The 19,443-nt window shown below is 51.8% G+C and carries 17 protein-coding genes; 10 read left to right on the top strand and 7 right to left on the bottom strand.

The genetic code is table 11. The features are described from left to right. The 4 genes from VE954_RS24270 to VE954_RS24285 form a co-directional block, all read left to right on the top strand. On the top strand, nt 1–854 hold an 854-nt coding region (locus VE954_RS24270), incomplete at its 5' end, for a transposase (RefSeq protein WP_324957674.1). Nucleotides 855–904: 50 nt separating this feature from the next. After that, nucleotides 905–1,165: a hypothetical protein gene (locus VE954_RS24275; protein ID WP_324957676.1), complete on the top strand. Its 261-nt coding sequence runs from the start codon at nt 905–907 to the stop codon at nt 1,163–1,165. Nucleotides 1,166–1,889: 724 nt separating this feature from the next. Next, nucleotides 1,890–3,773, top strand: coding sequence for an MFS transporter (locus VE954_RS24280; protein WP_324957678.1), 1,884 nt, complete (start codon nt 1,890–1,892; stop codon nt 3,771–3,773). A gap of 163 nt (nt 3,774–3,936) precedes the next feature. Further along, complete coding sequence (locus VE954_RS24285; protein ID WP_324957680.1) at nt 3,937–4,347, top strand: hypothetical protein; 411 nt, start codon at nt 3,937–3,939, stop codon at nt 4,345–4,347. A gap of 161 nt (nt 4,348–4,508) precedes the next feature. Here VE954_RS24285 and VE954_RS24290 read toward each other — a convergent pair whose 3' ends face one another. After that, complete coding sequence (locus VE954_RS24290) at nt 4,509–4,964, bottom strand: hypothetical protein (RefSeq protein WP_324957682.1); 456 nt, start codon at nt 4,962–4,964, stop codon at nt 4,509–4,511. An 84-nt stretch (nt 4,965–5,048) separates the two neighbouring features. Here VE954_RS24290 and VE954_RS24295 point away from each other — a divergent pair, with 84 nt between their 5' ends. After that, nucleotides 5,049–5,669: a hypothetical protein gene (locus tag VE954_RS24295; RefSeq protein ID WP_324957684.1), complete on the top strand. Its 621-nt coding sequence runs from the start codon at nt 5,049–5,051 to the stop codon at nt 5,667–5,669. A 178-nt stretch (nt 5,670–5,847) separates the two neighbouring features. Here the strand turns inward: VE954_RS24295 and VE954_RS24300 are convergent, their stop codons facing one another. Both VE954_RS24300 and VE954_RS24305 read right to left on the bottom strand, forming a co-directional pair. Further along, nucleotides 5,848–6,123, bottom strand: a complete 276-nt coding sequence (locus VE954_RS24300; protein ID WP_324957686.1) for a hypothetical protein — start codon at nt 6,121–6,123, stop codon at nt 5,848–5,850. Between the two features lie 23 nt (nt 6,124–6,146). After that, entirely contained in the window at nt 6,147–6,371 is a 225-nt protein-coding gene (locus VE954_RS24305; RefSeq protein ID WP_324957687.1) for a hypothetical protein, read from the bottom strand. A gap of 140 nt (nt 6,372–6,511) precedes the next feature. On the opposite strand from VE954_RS24305, the gene VE954_RS24310 reads away from it, so the two are divergent. Further along, nucleotides 6,512–7,030 carry a hypothetical protein gene (locus tag VE954_RS24310; protein ID WP_324957689.1) on the top strand — a complete coding sequence of 173 codons (519 nt, stop codon included), beginning with the start codon at nt 6,512–6,514 and terminating at the stop codon, nt 7,028–7,030. A gap of 457 nt (nt 7,031–7,487) precedes the next feature. On the opposite strand, the gene VE954_RS24315 is transcribed toward VE954_RS24310, so the two are convergent. Then, entirely contained in the window at nt 7,488–9,074 is a 1,587-nt protein-coding gene (locus VE954_RS24315; protein ID WP_324957691.1) for a calcineurin-like phosphoesterase family protein, read from the bottom strand. A 192-nt stretch (nt 9,075–9,266) separates the two neighbouring features. Between VE954_RS24315 and VE954_RS24320 the strand changes: the two genes are divergently transcribed. Together VE954_RS24320 and VE954_RS24325 are read left to right on the top strand one after the other, a co-directional pair. After that, complete coding sequence (locus VE954_RS24320) at nt 9,267–11,249, top strand: PhoX family phosphatase (protein WP_324957693.1); 1,983 nt, start codon at nt 9,267–9,269, stop codon at nt 11,247–11,249. A gap of 140 nt (nt 11,250–11,389) precedes the next feature. Beyond that, entirely contained in the window at nt 11,390–11,926 is a 537-nt protein-coding gene (locus VE954_RS24325) for an RICIN domain-containing protein (protein ID WP_324957695.1), read from the top strand. 20 nt (nt 11,927–11,946) lie between these two features. On the opposite strand, the gene VE954_RS24330 is transcribed toward VE954_RS24325, so the two are convergent. After that, complete coding sequence (locus VE954_RS24330; RefSeq protein WP_324957697.1) at nt 11,947–12,414, bottom strand: hypothetical protein; 468 nt, start codon at nt 12,412–12,414, stop codon at nt 11,947–11,949. A 48-nt stretch (nt 12,415–12,462) separates the two neighbouring features. Here VE954_RS24330 and VE954_RS24335 point away from each other — a divergent pair, with 48 nt between their 5' ends. Next, nucleotides 12,463–13,113: an HAD-IA family hydrolase gene (locus VE954_RS24335; protein ID WP_324957699.1), complete on the top strand. Its 651-nt coding sequence runs from the start codon at nt 12,463–12,465 to the stop codon at nt 13,111–13,113. A 134-nt stretch (nt 13,114–13,247) separates the two neighbouring features. Next, nucleotides 13,248–14,585 carry a hypothetical protein gene (locus VE954_RS24340; protein WP_324957701.1) on the top strand — a complete coding sequence of 446 codons (1,338 nt, stop codon included), beginning with the start codon at nt 13,248–13,250 and terminating at the stop codon, nt 14,583–14,585. Nucleotides 14,586–14,739: 154 nt separating this feature from the next. Here the strand turns inward: VE954_RS24340 and VE954_RS24345 are convergent, their stop codons facing one another. Further along, nucleotides 14,740–17,631, bottom strand: coding sequence for a 7TM diverse intracellular signaling domain-containing protein (locus VE954_RS24345; RefSeq protein ID WP_324957703.1), 2,892 nt, complete (start codon nt 17,629–17,631; stop codon nt 14,740–14,742). 73 nt (nt 17,632–17,704) lie between these two features. Then, nucleotides 17,705–19,432: a Hint domain-containing protein gene (locus tag VE954_RS24350; protein WP_324957704.1), complete on the bottom strand. Its 1,728-nt coding sequence runs from the start codon at nt 19,430–19,432 to the stop codon at nt 17,705–17,707. Nucleotides 19,433–19,443: the final 11 nt, after the last annotated feature.

A 19,443-nucleotide genomic window follows, 5' to 3' on the forward strand; every position in this document is an offset into this window, starting at 1 on the left:
TGTCGCGGCGAGTTATAAAATATTTGCGAAAGTCGGGGAGGCTTTCATCTCAAAGCGAGGAAGTCTGTATTGCTGATCAATCGAGTGCTGAAGATTTGACGCTATCTCATTTGAAAAGAGCTTCCATCTCAAGCCGGGTAGCCCTTGGACCAAGGTCGGGGCTTAAGGTTCGGCGCATCGGCGGCTCCTTTGGTTATGAGGAGGAAATTCCAAAAAGTCAGGGCTATGGCTGCGCTTCTAAAAACGGATTTTCCATTCATGCGGCCACTTCAATCAAGGCGCACGAGCGCGATCGAATTGAGCAACTCCTTCGATATCTTGGTCGGGGCCCCGTGGCGCATGATAAGATCAGCCTCGATCAACATAGCAATATCCTCTATGAGTTGAAAAAATCCTTCGATGGCGCTACTCATGTCCTGCTCTCTCCACCTGAATTTATCGAAAAGTTGGCAGCGATCATTCCTCCTCCCTATCGGCATCAAGTCAATTATTATGGTTGCCTCTCATCCCACAGCAAACTCAGGCCACTGATAGTTCCACGTCAGGAGATCGATGCTGGGCCTGCTGAAAAAAAGTCGACCCTGGGTGTTCCATTGGAAGAATTGCCTGGCGAAGATCTGGAGGAGGAGGCAGAAAAGCCCTCGAGATATATTCCTTGGGTCGAACTGCTCAAAAGAACCTTCGGTATCGATCTTACGATTTGCCCTCACTGCGGTGGGCATGTGCGGGTCATCGCTGCGATCATTCGCAAGGAAACCATCCGAGAGATCCTTGTGCATTTGAATCTCCCGACAGGACCACCGACGAAGAAAAAGCGTTCTGGAACTGAATATGTATATGAGCGCATTGCCTAACGGGCCGGGATGCTTGCAGCCAAAATTTGTTAAGCTACCGTTTGTATTACGTGAAACTACATTCTGTCTCATCAAATCGACCAGCCCGAGATGCTTTAAAGCACCAAATCTGGGATACCCCGCTCAGCGCGAACCTTTCCCTGGGCTTCGAAACCGAATATGTCGTTAAAGGCGACACTTCAGCCATCAAGGTGGACGCGATCAACATTAACAATATTCAGGAGCGTAATCGCGTTCATGCGGAGATCGTCGCGTATGGGCGCAGAGATTATCTTGAGCCGCTACAGATCGTGCTCAGCTATCGCCTTTAAAAGACGACGCAGGCCAGCTCAGATCATCTTAAGGAAAATCGAAGCGTCATTCCCCACCGTCAAATCCTTTCATCCATTGCTGCAGGGCTGTTACGGCAATGATACGGAAACCTCGCAGGTTTCCCAGGAGAATAGCACGGACTTACCCAGGCTGTGAGTGTGACTACATCGAAGATGAAGAATTTAAGCTGCCTTAGGAGTGGAAAGAGCTTATATGGCCCAGTGCGTTAGGCCCAGTAATAGCGGTTGGTGACTTTAATCCTGCGACCTGAGAACGAAGATACTACCCATATGCCTTCATTTCTTCCCCCGAGTGTACTGTAGAGCGTTTGCAAACCGCATAGGATAAGGAATTGGTGGGGATAATCGGAAACGAATATGTAAATGAAATGAGGTTGGTCGTGCTATTTTTAGCAGCATTCGACTTCATTTTTCATCTTTGGCTCTCTGATTTTATGGTAGCCGCTCTGCCTCTGGTTGTCTTTCGAACGCTACGAGACATCGTAACTGCCTTGACCGTTATTCCCGTCTTCATTTTGGGCAGAAGGCTTGCACATCGGCCTGACGCGAAACCTGTATTCACCAGCTTACTGTTTGTAGCGGGGACTTCCTCTTTTTGGGTCCGCCAGCCACTTCTTTCCTCCTCCATGGGCTGCCCGCCATGCTGAACTTTTCGCCAATGACTTCAGGCTGAAGTATAATGGAAGAAAAGGGGGACCGTGCTTTGAATGAAGATAATACACGAGGCAGCAGCGTTCTTAAATCCCAGGGCTTCCTGCCATTTTATGGCACCCAGCTTCTGGGCGCGTTCAATGACAATCTTTTTAAGAATGCTCTGGTGATTCTGGTCTCGGCCAAGGGACTGACCTTCATGGGTCTCTCGCCGGCGATCGTCATTACCATCATCTCGGGTCTTTTCATTCTGCCCTTTTTTGTCTTCTCGGCCTTTGCAGGACAGCTGGCCGACAAGTACTCCAAGACGCGCATCATTCATATTGTAAAGCTGGCGGAAGTCTTCATCATGCTGCTCGGTGCAGCGGGTTTTTGGATGGAATCCCTGCCGATCCTCATCGCCGGTGTCTTCCTGATGGGAGTCCACTCGACCTTTTTCGGGCCCGTGAAATATTCCATACTTCCCCAGATTCTGCGTGATGAGGAATTGATACAGGGCAATGCCTGGGTGGAGACGGGTACCTTCCTTGCCATCCTTCTGGGCACCATCCTTGGGGGCTTTCTGATTATACTCCCGCAGGGCTGGCTCCTGGTGGCGATAGCCAGCTTCGTCACGTCGCTCCTCGGCTGGATCATCAGCCTGAGGATCCCACGTCTCACGCCAGCCGAACCCGGACTTCCAGTCTCGTGGAACATAATGAAACCGACCTTTGAAGTTCTCCGCATGACGCGCGAGAAGCGATCGGTCTTTCTTTCGATCCTTGGCATTTCCTGGTTCTGGTTCTTCGGCGCGGCCCTTCTGCAGCTCTTTCCGACCTATGTGAACGAAACTTTAAATGGCAGCGAGGCCATCATCACGCTGATGCTGGCCTGTTTCTGTACGGGGATCGCCCTCGGGTCAATCCTCGTGGAAAAAATCTCGGGAAGAAACCTGGAGTTGGCGCTGGTTCCGGTTGGTTCCATGGGTATGACCCTCTTTACCCTTGACCTTGCCTGGATGCGCCTGGATGGAACTGGGCCTCTGGATCTGGCTGCGTTTTTTCAGACAGCCCAGGGCCTGCGTATCATCTTCGACCTTTTGGGGATGTCCATCTGCGGCGGGTTCTTCACAGTGCCGCTTTATACTCTGATTCAGCAGCGCGTGGAAAAAGCCCGTCAATCGCGAGTGGTTGGCGGCAACAATATCCTGAATTCACTCTTCATGGCCGTGGCTTCGATCATGCTTGCGATCCTATTGAGCCTGGAGCTGACCGTGCCTCAAATATTTGGTGTGCTGGCAATTTTGAACGCGGCCGTGGCGATTTACATCTATAGGCTGCTGCCCGAGTTCCTGCTTCGCTTTCTGGCTTGGATCATCAGCAAGCTGATGTACCGCCGTCATGTGGAAGGCTTGAGCAACATTCCGGACTCGGGACCGTGCGTTTTGATCTGCAATCACATCAGCTTTGTCGACTGGCTTATCATCGCTGGAAGCATTCGACGTCCCGTTCGTTTTGTGATGGACCATCGCATGGCGTCCCTCCCCATCGTTTCGTTCCTCACGCGGCAGGCAAGGATAATTCCCATTGCGCCTCAGAAAGAGAGTCCCGAAATTAAGGAAAGAGCTTTCGTAAAAATTGCCGAGGAACTGCGCAAGGGGGAACTTATCTGCATTTTCCCCGAAGGCGCCATCACCTGGACTGGCGAAATGATGCCCTTCAAGCCCGGCATCGAACGTATCATCCAGGAAACGCCCGTGCCGGTCATTCCCATGGCCCTCGACGGTCTTTGGGGTTCCATGTTCAGCCGGAAGGGTGGTGCGGCTCTGCGAAAACTGCCACGAGGTTTCCGCGCGCGCCTGAGCCTTCGCATCGGCGAGCCTCTGGCAGCGGCGGAGGTCAGGCTTCCCCTCCTCGAAGAGATGGTGCGCAAGCTCCAGAAGGCCGAAGCCCAATAGGGCGGGCGCCAAAGAAAACGTTCAGGGGGCCTCCCCAGTTCTCTTGGTTCCGACGCTCTGGCTCACTAGAAAGCGCGAACCCTCGCTGCCCACTTCCGCTGTTTGATCAATTCCCCCGCCTTCAGGGGCACACCACTACCCTACAGTTCCGCAAGATGGATAGGTGCGTCAAAAGCACCAAGTCTGTATCAAAAACGTTCGTTTTTATTACAACGCCGATTTTGTAACAAAAGGGGTCAAGTTTTGCTACACCCATGTCTGGTTACATCTCCAGCAGAGTCTCGATAGCTGGCCAGACAATGGACCTGCAGACCCTTACGCTCAGGAAAGTCCTACCCTGACGCTCAAGGTCGTCTCCGAAGTCGGCCTCGCCCATTACAAAGCTATCCCTGCGTTCGCTTATGGAGCATGGGGACTCAGCTGGAACATCCTCGTTGAACGTCATCCGAATAATATGGATCGTCTGCATAGTGGAGCGAAACCGCTCATCCAAGGAGGGGGGAATGAATCTGAATCCGTCTACCTCAACCTGGCTTCGAAAACATTGCTCAACACCCCCATTGATCGCGCATAACCGCCGTCTCATGGCAGTCAGAGAGCAGGTGCCTTCACTGTGAGAGTTCGAATCTCTCTATTCGCATCAAATTGAAAATGTTCTTTTCGGGAAAAGATCCAGGCTCTGCTCAGGGCTGAGGCAGGTCTTGTCACGTGTAAATGCTTATCTAAAAAAACGCCTCAGTCCATTAATTCCTGGCAATTTTTCAGGCTTGTGTAATCAGTCTCTCCAAGACTTGGATTCATCATCTGGCACGAACGAGGACCTTCAAACGACTGTATCAGCTTTGCATCGTAATAGAATTCCCAAGTCAACCGCCCGTCAGGCGACAGGCCTTGGTGTATCGAACATGGCAAGGGTTTCTGTTCTGGCAGTTGCAACCCTTTTTCGCTTTTTAATTGAAGCTGGCAGTTTCCGGGTTCAAATAATTCATAGCAGCGAATTTCTGATGAATCAGTCGAATGAATCACAATACTTCTCACAGTCTGGGCTTGTGGTGCACAAAACTCGCTGAAATCATCATAATTGGGATCCGGACCATTTCCACATCCAGCTTGAACAAAGAGTATACTCAGAAAAAAAGAAAGCCACGCCCTGGGATGACAATGATGAATGACGAACTTTCCAAAAATCACGGCGGCCTCACTCCCACGGGTACTTGTTAACTTCACAAACGTATTTTATACTGATTGACGTAATTTTAAAAGGAATAGAGCCCTATGCTTTTGAATCGCTTTGTCTATCTCATGACATCAGCATGGCCTCTGCTTTCTTTTAGTGAGGACAGAGCCGTAGACGTTTCATCAAAACCAAACTGGATCATGCTCGAAGGAGGAGCGCAAATCAAAGGTATTCAGGTGGGACGATACTTCTCTTCGAATTTCGGAGTTGAAGCTGGGTATTTAAACTACCGCCCTCTCACATGGCGTATTAGCGATTCCAGAAATACGATTAGTATTTTTAGCGCAATGCTCAGAGGATCATATGGACTATTTCGGGCCGGCGCTGGCCCCGCATTTCGAAAGATATCGGGATCAGAGCGTTGTAAATTCGATACGTTTGATCCAGTTACGCGCGAGATTGGTTACACGCTCGGACCAACTTCCACCTGGGAAATTCAGACGATAGACGTGCAAGGGACCTTTGGACTCTTGTGGCCAACCGCTACGAATTTCCAATTTGGTTTTAATGTCATAACCTGGGGCAGGCAGGTTGCCTTATACAGTTTCGAAATGGAACACCCAGACACGATGAGTGATGACCTGATCGAGGGGATTGAAAGAAAGCTTCGTAAGGATACGTATACTGTGATGACTGTTACTGCGGGCTTCGCTTTTTAAAATCGCATCCTAAAGATCTTTTGGATTAAAGTCATGCCAAAGCTGACAGCGTTTTTTCTTGACCTTCACTCAATCGCTGTGGACCTATGCAGGTGGTATAACCTGATTTGGTGCTCCCATCAGAAACTGATTTGAAGCATGAACTGCGGAGGGAGGAAGTAGTCACGTCGAGCGTATTTCACCGTGGCCGCATGCAGGCGTCTCGTTCCTCATGGTTGTAGCTATTGATGGAATTCACACGCACGCCTGACGAATCTCCCTTGAAGACATAATCAAACGCAATGATACCAATAGAAACATGTGGCAGAAATTGGGTTTGCCAGCTCAAACCAATACTGCCATAGTTTTTGGAAATATCGATGTCCATGGCCTGACCATTTGTGGACTTGAGATAGCTATCACAGTCGTTGCAAGAATAGATTAGGGTGTAGCCGAGTTCTTTTGTTTCGTGCACCTCCCAACGACCTGCACTTACACTTATCCAAAAGTAAGCTGCAAAGGGTACTGATACTTAACAGCCATCATCTGATAAGACAATCGATCGGATGCATAGCGGTTATAGCCGAATGCTGTCGGAATGAATTGTTCGTGGAATACGCTGAGCTGATCTTCGCCCTTGATATAGGAAATGCCTATTTTCCCTTGCGCACCAACTTCGGTCAGCGCGTGCATGGAAACTAAATTGTACTTTCCAGGCGCCATTCCATACTGCAAGGTCCACGGTTGATAATTTTCATCAACGCTCTCTTGAGCGGCACAGGCACAGGAAATTAGTATACCGCCAAAATCTACTCAAAGCCATAAGAACAATAGTCGTTTCTTCGCAAGGCGATGTTGAAACTTTGCGCGATGATGTATCGAGATATTTTGCAATTAAATCATATCCAATGATTCACGACATCGAAAATCTTATGCGCCATCTAATTGCCAATTTCATGCTAATAACCATAGGACGTGAATGGACAAAGGACACATTGCCTCCTGATGTTGAGAAAATTCTTGCCGGTAAGAAAAACAGAGGGGGACAGGACCAAGCTGACAAAGACTATCTCGATGCACTTTACAAATTGGATTTCAATCATCTTGGATATATCCTCTTTGATTGGTATCCTAATAATAAAAACGTTGATGATCTATATTCGAAGATTACAAAAATGAAACACATGGATGAATTGCCCAGCCTTCAAGACCATGTTCCAGAATCAAACTGGAATCGATACTTTAAATCTATAGTTCCTTGCGAGGATTCTTTCCTTAAGTCGCGCTGGGAAAAACTATACGAGCTACGATGCAAAATTGCTCACAATTCTCTATATCCAAGGTCGCCTTCCGCCCCCATAACACCCTTTTTTCTGAAATGAAATCTCCATAACTATCATTTTCGGGGAGTTTCTTCATTACGCTCTGCGTATTCGGTCCTCTGACCTCCAGCCAAAGCTTTCTGCTTCCTCGTCGACTCGGGAAAGCTTATGGCTGGAGTACGCCGGACGTTTGATCGAGTGTACAACTTCAACGCAACGTGGATGCGAAGCCACAGCGAGCTAGAGAATAAATTGTGAGGAAGCCCAACTGCATAACAGCAATACCTTTCGAGGGCAAGGGGGCAGTCCTGAGTCTTTTCGCAGCTTCTTGGCTGAATTAGAATCGGAGGCCAAGGATGGTGGCATTTCGCATAACAAAATATGATCCGCGTTTCCGCGATGCTTCCGGGGCGTACGAGAGAGATGATTGGACAGCTGTCAGTGATTACGGCTGAGCTCATGCAGGGTATGGTTGAACAAAGGACGGCCCATCATAAACTGATGGGCCGTTTTTATTTCAGCGAAGATCGTAGGACATCTCAAAGCTTTCGCAGAAGAAGTCTTCTGCTTTGATTTGGACCGTTCCACCCACCTTCGTACTACCTACATTATCTGAAAGATCACCTTCCCAGAAATGATAGCTGTTGGCAGGAGCGGGCAGATTGCGGCCCGTCTTGGGATGAGCCAACATAAAGTCATATTTCTCCACATACATGGGATCGAACTGCGGCGCAAAGCGCATGGGCAGCCAACGACCCGTCGTTCCATTCTGATCGACAAATCGCATGGAAACCCGGGCCTGCTCGGACAGGTTGAAGAGGTTGGCTTTGACGTTGAGCATGCGGGAGGCTGTCAGGTCGGGCTTCACGTACAATATGCCCTTGGAATTCCCCTCATAACGGGTGGGATGAAACTCAATCCTATACTGATCATCCTGGATGGAAAGCACCGCATAGCCGTTCGGTGTGCCATCTCTCATGGTTGTTTCAGGAACACCCTCACTATCAAATTTTCCGCCCCACCAGCTGCCTGATGTCGTGCCCGCATTGAAGTGATGATGAGGCGTCAGGCCCTCCCAGCCGCGGCCGTCCTCTTTGCGGAAAAAATAGCTCTGCTGCATGTGGCTATGAGCGGACATCGTTAATACTTTTTTGAAGGGACTCAAGGCCTTCAGAAAAAACTGAAGGTCCGCGGCGCGCCACGAGTCGAACAGCGGAATGTGCATACTCACGACCAAAAACTTCTCCTTGTCGAGCTGCGCGAGGAGATTGGTGAACCAGATCTTCTGATCCTCCCGCAGGCCACCAATATAGCCGCCTGAAGCCGTGGGATAATAGACGTCGTCAAGATTGACGAAGGTGGCACCGGAATAGGAAAAAGCGTAATTCGCCGGACCAAACACACGTTCCCATGTTTCGTCGGCCAGGTGATCTTTTTCGTCGGCAGAGAGCGTTGCAAAGTTGCGGGCATCATAGTTCATGTCATGATTGCCGTAAACATGGAACCAGGGCAGTTTCAGGCGTCCTGTGGCGGCGGTGATGGCGGGATAAAGATCAAGATTGTCATTGACGATATCACCGAGTGAAATTCCAAAGGCGTACTGTTCCGGATTAGGAATCTGCTCGATGATGTCCTTTTCAAAGAACGCAACATCCTGGAGACTATTCGGCTGAGGGTCCCCGAAAACCAGGGCGGAAAACGATCGCGGCTCCTCACTCGGCAAGAGTGGGAAGTCAAGGGAGGCGGGCAGGGGTCCCGTTGGAGCGACGCCTCGATACTTAAGCTGCGGTGATCCCGAGGGCTTGTGAACGAAATAAAATTTGGGAAGCACATCGTTGCCAGGGAGTTTCCAACCACTGGGTTTGATCACATGAATGATCATGTCATCCCGTATGGAAAGCTTATATTTCCCTTCCGCATCGGTTGGTGTCACCTCCAGACCATTGGAAACAAGGACCCCAGCCAGGCCTTCTTCGGTCGGCTGCTTCTTGCCATCGGCGTTCACGTCATGAAAAACATAACCACTGACTTTGTCCTGGGCCGAGAGCGTGGCAGGCAAAAGAGCCCAGGCGAGAGTTGACAGCAGGTGTTTTCGAAGGTTCATGAATTGACCTCACGTTTTATGAATTTGGCGCGATCATAAAGGGATTATGGAAAGGGGGAATAAGTCTGCGGTTAATATTGCCGTAGCTGTGGCCTCTGAATATTCACTGAAGTTTTATGGATCCTTTAACTTCTTCTGCAAGGACTCGACTACAAAAGCGGCATCATTCGATCAACCTTGGGAGATCCTGGCATGACTGAGATGACGGACATAACTTCAGACTCATCAGCAGACCGTCTCACGCGGCCCCTTCAGGACCTCATCGCAACCCGCATGGGTCGCCGCCGCATGCTCGCCGGGGGTCTTGGTATGGCAGCCGCAGGCCTCTTCGGGACCCTGTTGCCGGGCTGCGATCGAGACAGCAAGAAGAGTGGTGATGCCAGTCCGGAAGCGCCGCGCAACGGTGCCATGCCGCTGACGCCTCCTGAGGTCGCCCTGCTGGGCTTTGCCAGTGTGCCGGCTATTTTTGATAAGTCGTTTGATGGTGTCATGCTTGCCGAGGGCTATCGGTATCAAACGCTGTTCGCCTGGGGCGATCCGGTCACGAGCGGCGCTACGAGCTGGAAAAAGGATGGCAGCAACACAGCCGAGGAACTGGAGCGACTTGCCGGCCAGTCGCATGATGGAATGATATTTTATCCTTTCCCTGAGGAAACGGATCATGGGCTTTTGGTGATGAATCATGAATCGGCTGAGCCCAGCACCCTGCATCCCCAGGGCCCAACGGTCGATGCCGAGGGACGACGGCCTTTGCCGGAAGTACGCAAGGAGCAGGTGGTTCATGGCGTCAGCGTCATAGAAATTCGACGCTCGAAAGGTGGAGCCTGGGATGTGGTTCCTGACTCCCGTTGGGGACGTCGTATTCATATGAACACTCCCATGCACGTCAGCGGTCCTGCTGCCGCCCACCCCAGGATGCGAACGTCCGGGGATCCGGATGGCAAGGTCGTCCTGGGCACTTTGAATAACTGCGCCTCCAGCCGCACACCCTGGGGCACCTATCTGACCTGCGAAGAGAATTTCCAGAACTATTTCGCCAATCCCAATGCTGCGGATCTTAAGAGTCGACCGCAACTGCAACGTTATGGTGTTCTGGAAAAGTCGGAACTGCAGTGGGAAACCACGGATCCACGTTTTAATCTCAGCCCGTCGAGCGATCCAACGGTCCTTGGTTATGGAAATGAAGTGAACCGCTTCGGATGGGTTGTGGAAATCGATCCCTTCAACCCGCAATCGACCCCTGTGAAGCGGACCGCGATGGGCCGGTTTTCCCATGAAAACTGCGAGTGCCTCCAGGATGCAGCAGGAAATTTGGCCTTTTATATGGGTGATGATTCCCGCGGCGAATATCTTTACAAGTTCGTACCGAAGGGGGCATTCCAGGCGAATGATGCTGCCGCCAACGGGCAGCTCCTGGACAACGGAACCCTCTATGTGGGCTTATTCCACGAAGACGGAACCGGCGAGTGGCTGGAACTCACGCATGGAAAAAATGGTTTGAACCGGATCAATGGCTTTGCCGATCAGGGCGAGGTCGTGATCCATGCACGAGCGGCGGCGGATCACGTCGGTGCCACCCCCATGGATCGTCCTGAGTGGGTTGCAGTTTCCCCGAAAACGGGCGAGATCTTCGTGACGCTCACCAACAACAAAAACCGTGGCACCGATAACGGTCGTCAGGCGATCAATGCCGTGAACCCGCGTGAAAAAAATCTGTACGGTCACATCATTAAACTTGCCGAGGAAGGGAATAACCCCCGGTCCCTTACGTTCCGTTGGGATATTTTCGTGCTCTGCGGTGACCCCAATGCGAGCGCTGCGAATCTCAAGGGGAATATTCAAGGCGACATCTTCGGCAGTCCGGATGGATTGGCTTTTGATCGCACGGGTCGACTCTGGATCCAGACCGATTATGACGACGCTGCTGCCGAAAACCAGGCGTTGGGTTTGAATCAAATGCTGGCTGCTGATCCGAAGACGCAGGAAATCCGCCGTTTCATGGTTGGTCCTCGCGGCTGTGAAATCACGGGCATTGCTTTTAATCCTGCGCATACCTCGATGTTCGTCAATATTCAGCATCCGACGCTGAGCTTCCCCGCCAGCGACGGTCAAACCCGGCCGCGCTCAGCCACCGTAGTCGTGACCCGGGACGACGGCGGTGAAATCGGGACGTGATGCCGAGATAGATGGAATGCAGGGAAGGCCGTGCCGCATCCTGGTAATTGCTCATGCGGCATTCCCCTGCTTTATAATTAATCAATTTAACTGCCTTCCTCAATCTTCCTATCTTCATGAAAAACTGCTTGGAGTTTGCCATGAAAAAGATGGGATTTTTGTTACTGGCGCTGTGCGGAAGCTCTTGGGCTTCAGCGGATATCATTCGCAGCAACTATAAGGACAACCTTTGTCTGGGTATAAACGATGATCCAGCTGCAGGCTGGCGAACCGACCGCAATGTGGAAGCGCTGGCCTGTGACGGTGATGATCATCAGCAATTCACCACGCTGGCCGTGCAGCTCGAAACCGGTGAGACAACCCTCAAACTGCAAGCGTTGAATGGTTGCCTCGACATCGATACCGAAGCCACAGAACCCTGGACTCAGAATAATAATGTTCAGATTGCTCCGTGTGCTGATGTTGTCACCCAGCAGTTCGATCTGATCGAGGAAAGCGAGGGTTGGTTTAGCATTCGGTCGAGGCTCGACGGACGTTGTCTCGATATTGATCTGAACTCGGCCAACGGCTGGCGCACGGAGCGCAATGTGCATCTGTGGAAATGTCACAGCGAGCCGAATCAATTATGGAAGGTGACACCTCAGGATACCAATACTCCGGAGCAGGCGCCCTTATAGCAACAAGGACGCGGCGGTTCTCAAACCCGCCGCCCCGGATTCGCAACGCCTTGTTTCATAGGTAAGTGCGAATAGGCTTCCAGCAGACGAAGGATCAAGGGCTGGATGGCTTCCTCTTCGCCGAGCCAGGGCCCGGTCAGGGAAATCCAAAATTTAAGCCGGGACCCCTTGGGCGCAAAATAAAGCCCGCCATGCATCGCGCGAATCTCTTGAGCCATCGGTTCATCAAGAGGAATGACAATCAGGGTCGGTTCCTCCCGACCCCGTTCCCGGATGGTCACAATGTCTTCAGCTGGACGTTCGTCCCGGGCCCATTCCCCTATCAATAAAAAAGGCCGGCCGTTGAGCAGGAACGCTTTGTGCCCAAACATATGTTTGGTGCGCACATCCAGGCCGCTGTCCAAAATAATGTTGCTTAAGGTTCGCAGAATCGCCTTGGTTCGACCCGAAAACGCATCTTCATAGCTGGTTTTGCGAGAAGGACTCATGCATCATGCCCTCTGTCTGTGGAACAACGCCGTCACATCGGAGATAACATGCATTTGCGGGCGCACGCTTTCCTCTTTGATCTGGATGGCACTTTGATCAATTCCATCGCCGCCGTCAATCGGGTGTGGGGTGCCTGGGGGCAGCGTCATGGCATTCCCTGGGAGACTCTGAAAAACGTCATTCATGGGCGTCGGGCCCTCGACACGATGCAGGCTCTCGCACCCCATTTGGCGCAGCCCGAGGAAGCGGATCGTTTGACGGCCGCCGAGATTGCGGACACGGAGGGCGTGGTCCCCATTCCTGGCGCGATAGCATTTCTGCACCACCTCCCCCCCGAGCGTTGGGCGATTGTTACGTCCTGTACGCCAGCGCTGGCGGCAGCGCGCATGCGAGCTGCTGGCATTCCCGAGCCCCGGGTCCTGATCACCGCGGCAGATATTATTCATGGCAAACCTGCTCCGGATGGTTTTTTATTGGCTGCGGAACGTTTGGGGTTCCGCCCGGAAGACTGCCTGGTTTTTGAAGATGCTCAGGCGGGGATTGAAGCGGGACAGCGAGCCGGCATGCAGGTGCTGGCCATCACCGCCACGCATGAGCATGCCAAGGTTCAGATTTCATCCATGCCTGATTATTCGCAAACGAGCGTTCAAATCTTTGATGATGGGCTGACTCTTTATGTGTCTGGAGATCGACGGTGAAGCGTTAAAAACCGACGGTAAAGTCGCTTCATAACCCCTGGACATTACTGTTTGAAACTCAATACTTCTTAAGGATTTTAACCCCTCGGCCGAAGCTGGATGGTAGCGTGAAAGTGCCTAAAACGAGGAAAGTCATGACCCATCAGAACCGTCAGCTGCTGAAAAAGCGCGCGCAAAGGCGGGAACTTTACCTTGGCGAAAATATTCGGGCCTTCCTGATCCTCGATGGATCCCGGATTGTCGGTGGTGAGGTCATCAGTCTTTCGGAAACCGGACTGGCCTTTGTCTGTGAACCGCAGATCGATGCGGAATTGTCCATAGGACGGGTCGTTCAGCTCAAGCTCTATTACGACGCGCGCCGCTACTTCATGAGCTCCGTTGAAATTCGCAATAAGAATGTTTTCACCTCGCAGGGCCTTCAGTATCTGCGGGTCGGGGTTTCGGTGTTAGCTGGCGATCAGGGCTCAGAAAAAGACGAGGTGGATCCGCGCCTCAATCGGGTCATTAATCTCGGAGCCGAGACCAGCGGTTTTGTTGAAATCGAGAACCCAATCTTCTTTGCCGAGCACGAATACTTCAGCCTGCGGGCTGTTCATCCCGATTTTATTCTAGTGGCTCCCCTTGAAAACAGGCATTTTCTTCTGCCCGGTCAGCCCGTGCAGGCCCGCTTCAATATCCCTGGTTCACCAAGTTTTGTTGAGGAACTGATCGTGAATCGATCCGTGCCGAATCAGGATTCGTGGTCGGACGACGTGCTGATGCTGAATTTTTCCCAGCGCACCGAACGAACACAGGCCAAGCTTGCCAAGATGTGTATGATTCAGAAGCCTCAGCTTCATGTGCAGCAGATCGTGGATGCCGGCTTTCCCATTCCTTATCTCGATTTTTTGCTGCGGGTGCAGTTTTCACCGCGTGATATGACGGATTCTCAGGCCGCCCTGCTGAAACCCAGTTTTCTGGCTCCTCGGCAGTATGTCTCGGATCAGGAGTTGAAGAGCGCCAGGATTCTATCGTTCTATCGGCAGAACACCTTGATTGCGACGATGAAACTCAATTTTGTACCGGATGTCCGGCAGGGTTCCGCATTCTTTGGTTCAGGTGTCTACAATCACCAGTTCTATCGAAAATCAGTGGTCGAAATCCTCGACTTCAGACATCATCCCGATTACCCTTTGCCGTCGATCCTTGTGCCCATCATGCAGCAGTGTCTACGGGCCTCGATTCAGGCGGATTTCAGCTTTCTCGTGTTTGAATGCACCCAGCAGACCGAAAATATTTTCAATCGCATGGGCTTCATGGCGCTCAAAACGCGCACAGCGGCGCCGACTGACCGATGCTTTGTCAGTCTCGGCATCAAGCACGGTCTGTCCGACCTAACCCGTGGGGTGCATCATGACACTTGGGAGAGGGTCTATAAGCGCCTGCATGCTTATCTCAACCGCAGGCACCCCTTAGCCAGAAATATCGCCTAAGAGCACCTTAGGCAATACCGTCCCCCCGCCACCGCGTATATTTTATATGTGATATACCGCTCATCTTACTCAAATCCGGACGAAGCTCCAGATATTTTTTATGAATTTTACTGGGCTGTCCTTCATATATTATTTACGTTCGCACGGGAACGCCTTAGCCGGCATTCCGGAGCGTGCTGAGGGTATTTTCCCCTGGCGGGAACGTGAGTGTGAAATGAAAGTCATAATAACCCGGGCTATCGAGCTTTTCGTCACCCAGGACGATTTCAATAGTTCCACCGGTTTGATTCAAAAAGCTGAGCACGGCGCTCATGCCAATGCCTCGCCCGGAATCCGTTGTCACATGATGAGCCGTCGATGTCCCACTCTCAAAAATAGTCCGGGCCATGTCCAGTGGACTGCTTTTGGCATGCAGGCGGCCCGATTTTAGACCTTTTTCGTGTAAGGCCCGCAAGGCAAGCCCCTTGCCGTCATCCTTGATGATGAGCTGAAGTGCATCCCCTTCCACCGTCGCATGACAGAAGAGTGTGCCGCGGGCGGGTTTACCCCGTCTTTGGCGTTCCTCCCCGCTTTCGATCCCGTGATCCAGAGCATTGCGAATCAGATGAATCATGCATTTATCCAGAATGGCTCGATTATCATACGAGAGGGAAAGAGGGGGAATATTGAAATCGAAGAGAGGCTCCTCACGTCCAATGTCCTTGGCCACTTTTTTCGCCATGTCCTTGTAGTCGTCAAAGACGGCGGGCAATTCCTCGAATATCACACCAGCCAGGCGATTGGCTTGGGCATGGAACGCCTCAATAAACTGCCCGTGATCCAGGGACCTGCTGCCGATGAAATCCTTGATCAAGTGATAGTGTTCCTCAAGGAAATCCCGCTCTATCGCTACTGTGGAGTTATCGAAGGTTCGATTCAATTTCTCCTCATTGATACGAATGTAGTCACGAAACGTCGCCATAACCTCGTGGATGTCGCTGCGGAGCCTGCCTATATCAATGGACCTATTGTCCTTCAGGATCAGGCTGTATTCGCTTTCCAGCGCATGAATCGTCTCGGTCAAGGCATGCAGGCGCAAGGTTCGGGAAGCGCCCTTGACCGTGTGCGCATTGACGAAGAGCAATTTGATGCGATCCTTGTCAAGTCTTTCGCTATGAAACTGCAGCGTATCCTGAATCTCCTGCAGCAGGGGAGCGGAAGTCGAGAAGAATTGATGGGACTTCTCGGCCGAGATTTCAACGAGCTGCTGAATGCGCTGGATCTCTTTTTGCTGTTTCTGGGTTTCGATTTCCAAAGCCTTCTCGGCCGTGATATCCAGGAACGTCACCAGGATGGAATCAATGAGATGATGTTTGCTCCGCATATTCCAGGTCACACGCAGGATTTTTTTCTGCTGACCCAAAAAGATCATCTCGGGGGGCAACTTATCAGCGTTGACATCAAAACTCAGAACGTGACTGTCCATGCAGGCCAGAATCGTTTGCCAAATTTGGTCTCTCACATCGGCGTCCATGTCGCAGGCATCGAGTATGGCCGTCTTGAAGGGTTGTCCTGTGACTTCCCTGTTTTCGAAGATTTGCATCAGGTGGGCTGAGCTATCATTGGCGATAATACCTTTGGAACCGATGGACAGCACGCCCTGAGGAATATGATCCAGCAGACCTTTGACGACGCGGGTTTTTTCCTCAACTTTTTCTTCCAGCGTTTGTGCGTATTCTTGAAGGCTGGTGTTCAGCATCCCGATCTCGCGCTGCTTCTCTTCCAAGACTGTATTCTGCGTCTGCAGTTCGGCGCTCATGATCTGCATCCGATCAAAAGTAAGGGCAAAGCGGCGGCCGACAATGAGGGACTGATTGAAGATTAGGAAAACGAGACTGTATTGACCCAGATAAATCGATGGGAAACCCAATATGGCCACACAAAAATCATTCAGGTGACAGGCAAAAACCATCCCGAAACCCCAGAGTCCAAGCATGGCCCCTTCTTCACGCGCCCGCGTGGCCCGGAAAATACAGCCGCAATAGACCAAAAAGAGAGCCAGTAAAATCAAGGTCTGGGGCACAAACTGCGACTGGGTGAAGTTCAGGGATATGATGAGGCTGGTCGCGAGCTGATAGAGAAGGATCGCGACACCGAAAGCGGGCATGATCCGTGGGACCTGCCTTGGAAAGGTGCTGCAAAGAAAGAGGCCGAGCCCAATATTGGCCAAGGTTGGGCTAAAAAGAGTCAGAACATTTTGCATATAAAACTGGCCTAAGGTCGGCGTCACGACCCATTGGGCAAGCACGCCTTCGGTCCCAATGTAACGCAAGCCAAAACATAGGGCGAAAAACGACAGATAAAGGTTCGCCTTTTCCGTCGGCCGCTGGATAAACAGGGCCAGGTTAAAGACCACCAGCAGCAGAAAGAGCCCCAGCACCAAAAAGACTTCATAATAGTGCTGCCGAGCCTTCTTCTCGAACACGTCGGCAGGTCCGAGTTGCAGTTTCTCAACCAGCCCGAAAGGGGTGAGCGGCTTCTGGTCAAAGATGCGGGCCGTGGCCTGCACGAGCAGGATCGCTTCGCCTTCCGCGCGAGGGAGTCTGGCAAAATTATTGGCCGTATAAACCGGGACTCTTTTTTCATTGGCGGCATCCACCCGGCCAAGCTCTTGAAATATATCCTGCTGCTGAGTGTGAGGCTGGTAGAGAATGAATCGGACAGACGTTCGGATACGATGAATATATAGGCCAAGCGCATGATCGTGACGAAGACCCAGGATCCGCAGACGATATGTACGTTGCGCCTGTCCCTGGGTGATCTCCTGGGGAAAAGGGCCCGATGTCGGCACAGGAATCGGGGTCCAGGCTTCCGCTGAAAGCGCGGTGGCCGCAGGCCCATCCAGTAACTGATTCTCGGCAGATAACCACAGTCCGGACAGATCCATGCTGTCGCGACCATTCCACTCTCGCAAATCAAGAGTCCCGTCGATAACCCGAGGTCCTGCCCAAAGCCCGGACGCCAGAGCTTGGATTGCGATGAGCATGATAAAAAAAGCGCGACGCATGGGCCAGACCTCCCGTATCTCTCCTAACGGTTGCTGGCCGCCTTAATGAAGTTATAACGGTTCATTCGACCTATTATTTCACAAAAGTAAGGCTCGTGCCCTGGGCCCGGCTCAGCTGTTCCTGCATCCAAAGGTCACCAACCGCCACACCTTCGACGAAAATCAGATGCTCGTCCCATGTGGTCGCGTCGTCAACGACAAGATTCCAGACCGTCGATGCGCTTGCCTGCTTTTGAACACGATGTTCCGTGATGGGCTGCAGCTGCGATCCGATCCACAGTCGATCACTCCCGCTAAGATGAGCCGCCTGAAGGTAACCCCTCTGCGTCAGAACCGGGTGATCATAGGTCATGGTAAGGGATTTTCCGCCGACGGTGATCACATGCAGGTCCTTGCTCTCCATGCCATGCACGAGTTTTTTAATTGCAAAATGCCGCTGCAGTTTCGGATTCCAAATGCGATCCTCGCGGGTCAGGGATTCAATCGGCTTATAGCGGCCTGGCCCGGTCATGACCAGACTGCCTTCGGCGAGGCAACCGATCGTGCCACGGCTGCCGATGAACTCTTCCTGGCAGTTATTATTGGGATCGAAGGCCCAGGTCAGCCATTTGCCACCGCCGCCGACTTTGGAACAGGCTAATTTTGAACCATAGCCGTTACTCGGATAGAGCAGGCCCTGCAGTTTGGTGCCATGCGTTTCATTCTCATTCAAGGCGCCGCGATCGTAGGCCCATTGACCGAGAATGTTACGCGATGCTGCATCCGTAATGGGGTTGCCGGTAATCTCAGGCAACGCGGTCAACCCTCTCATATTATGAAAAGGATTGACGAAGTCAGACGAGCCCGCGCATAGGTTGGGTTCCGCGAAAGCCGGCCATTCACAGCCGCATTTATAGAGGCATTTCATATAGTCCGTTTTCGATGAAACAACGGTCGGTCCTTCGACAAAAAGGACGAAGGGCACGCTGACGACTACGGACTCATCCACACGGCTGGCCCGAACTCTGAGTTCGTATTGGCCCGGGCTGGACAGCATGTGATCCGTGAAAACTGGAGACAGCGTTTGGGGCAGAAGGGATTGGGCGACCTGAATCTGGTTCACATCCAAATACACTGCCAGGAGTGTTCCGCTGCAGGTGGCATTGATCGCAATGGGTTGGGCCGCTGTTGTTTGCTTGATGGTGACCGGCCCGTTGCCCGCCTGTCCCTGGACCGTAATTTGACAGGCCGCAGGCGGGAGGGGCACAGGGATACGCGCTCGGCTGGTATGTAATTTTTTTTGATTCTGAACCGTCAGTTCAATCTTGCTTTCAAAGATCAGGCTCTTGACACCGTAGCCGCTGGGATAAGGTTCAAAATCCACAATCTGCATGGCGATCGGCGTCAGTTTACGGTCCAGACTGTTAAAATTGGTGGCTTCGAACAGCCCATTCATCCTTGAGGTTTCCTGGGTCAGCAGGTCCGGAGCGAAGACAATCAAGTCCCGGGCCGAGACGATTTTAACTTTATTGTTCGGCGCAGGCGTGACCTGAGTCATGCGGATATCGGCCAACGTATCTGGATCAAAGCTATTGGCCAGCTCCAGACCGGCTTGGCCGGTGGTATTGGCAAAGAGTTGCCTGACGACCGTGAAGGCATACAGCGACAGCTCCTCGGACTCCAGAGATAATTTCCTCACGTGTGAGGTTTGCAGCGATTGCTCCACTTTTTTGTTTTGGCTCATCAGTGTGGTCAAACCCATGATGCCGCCAATCAATATAATGCCAAGGGAAAGATTACCGGTTTCACGCTGACATTTCATGGCTCAAACCT

It is taken from the genome of Oligoflexus sp. (assembly GCF_035638955.1).
Lineage (GTDB): Bacteria > Bdellovibrionota_B > Oligoflexia > Oligoflexales > Oligoflexaceae > Oligoflexus.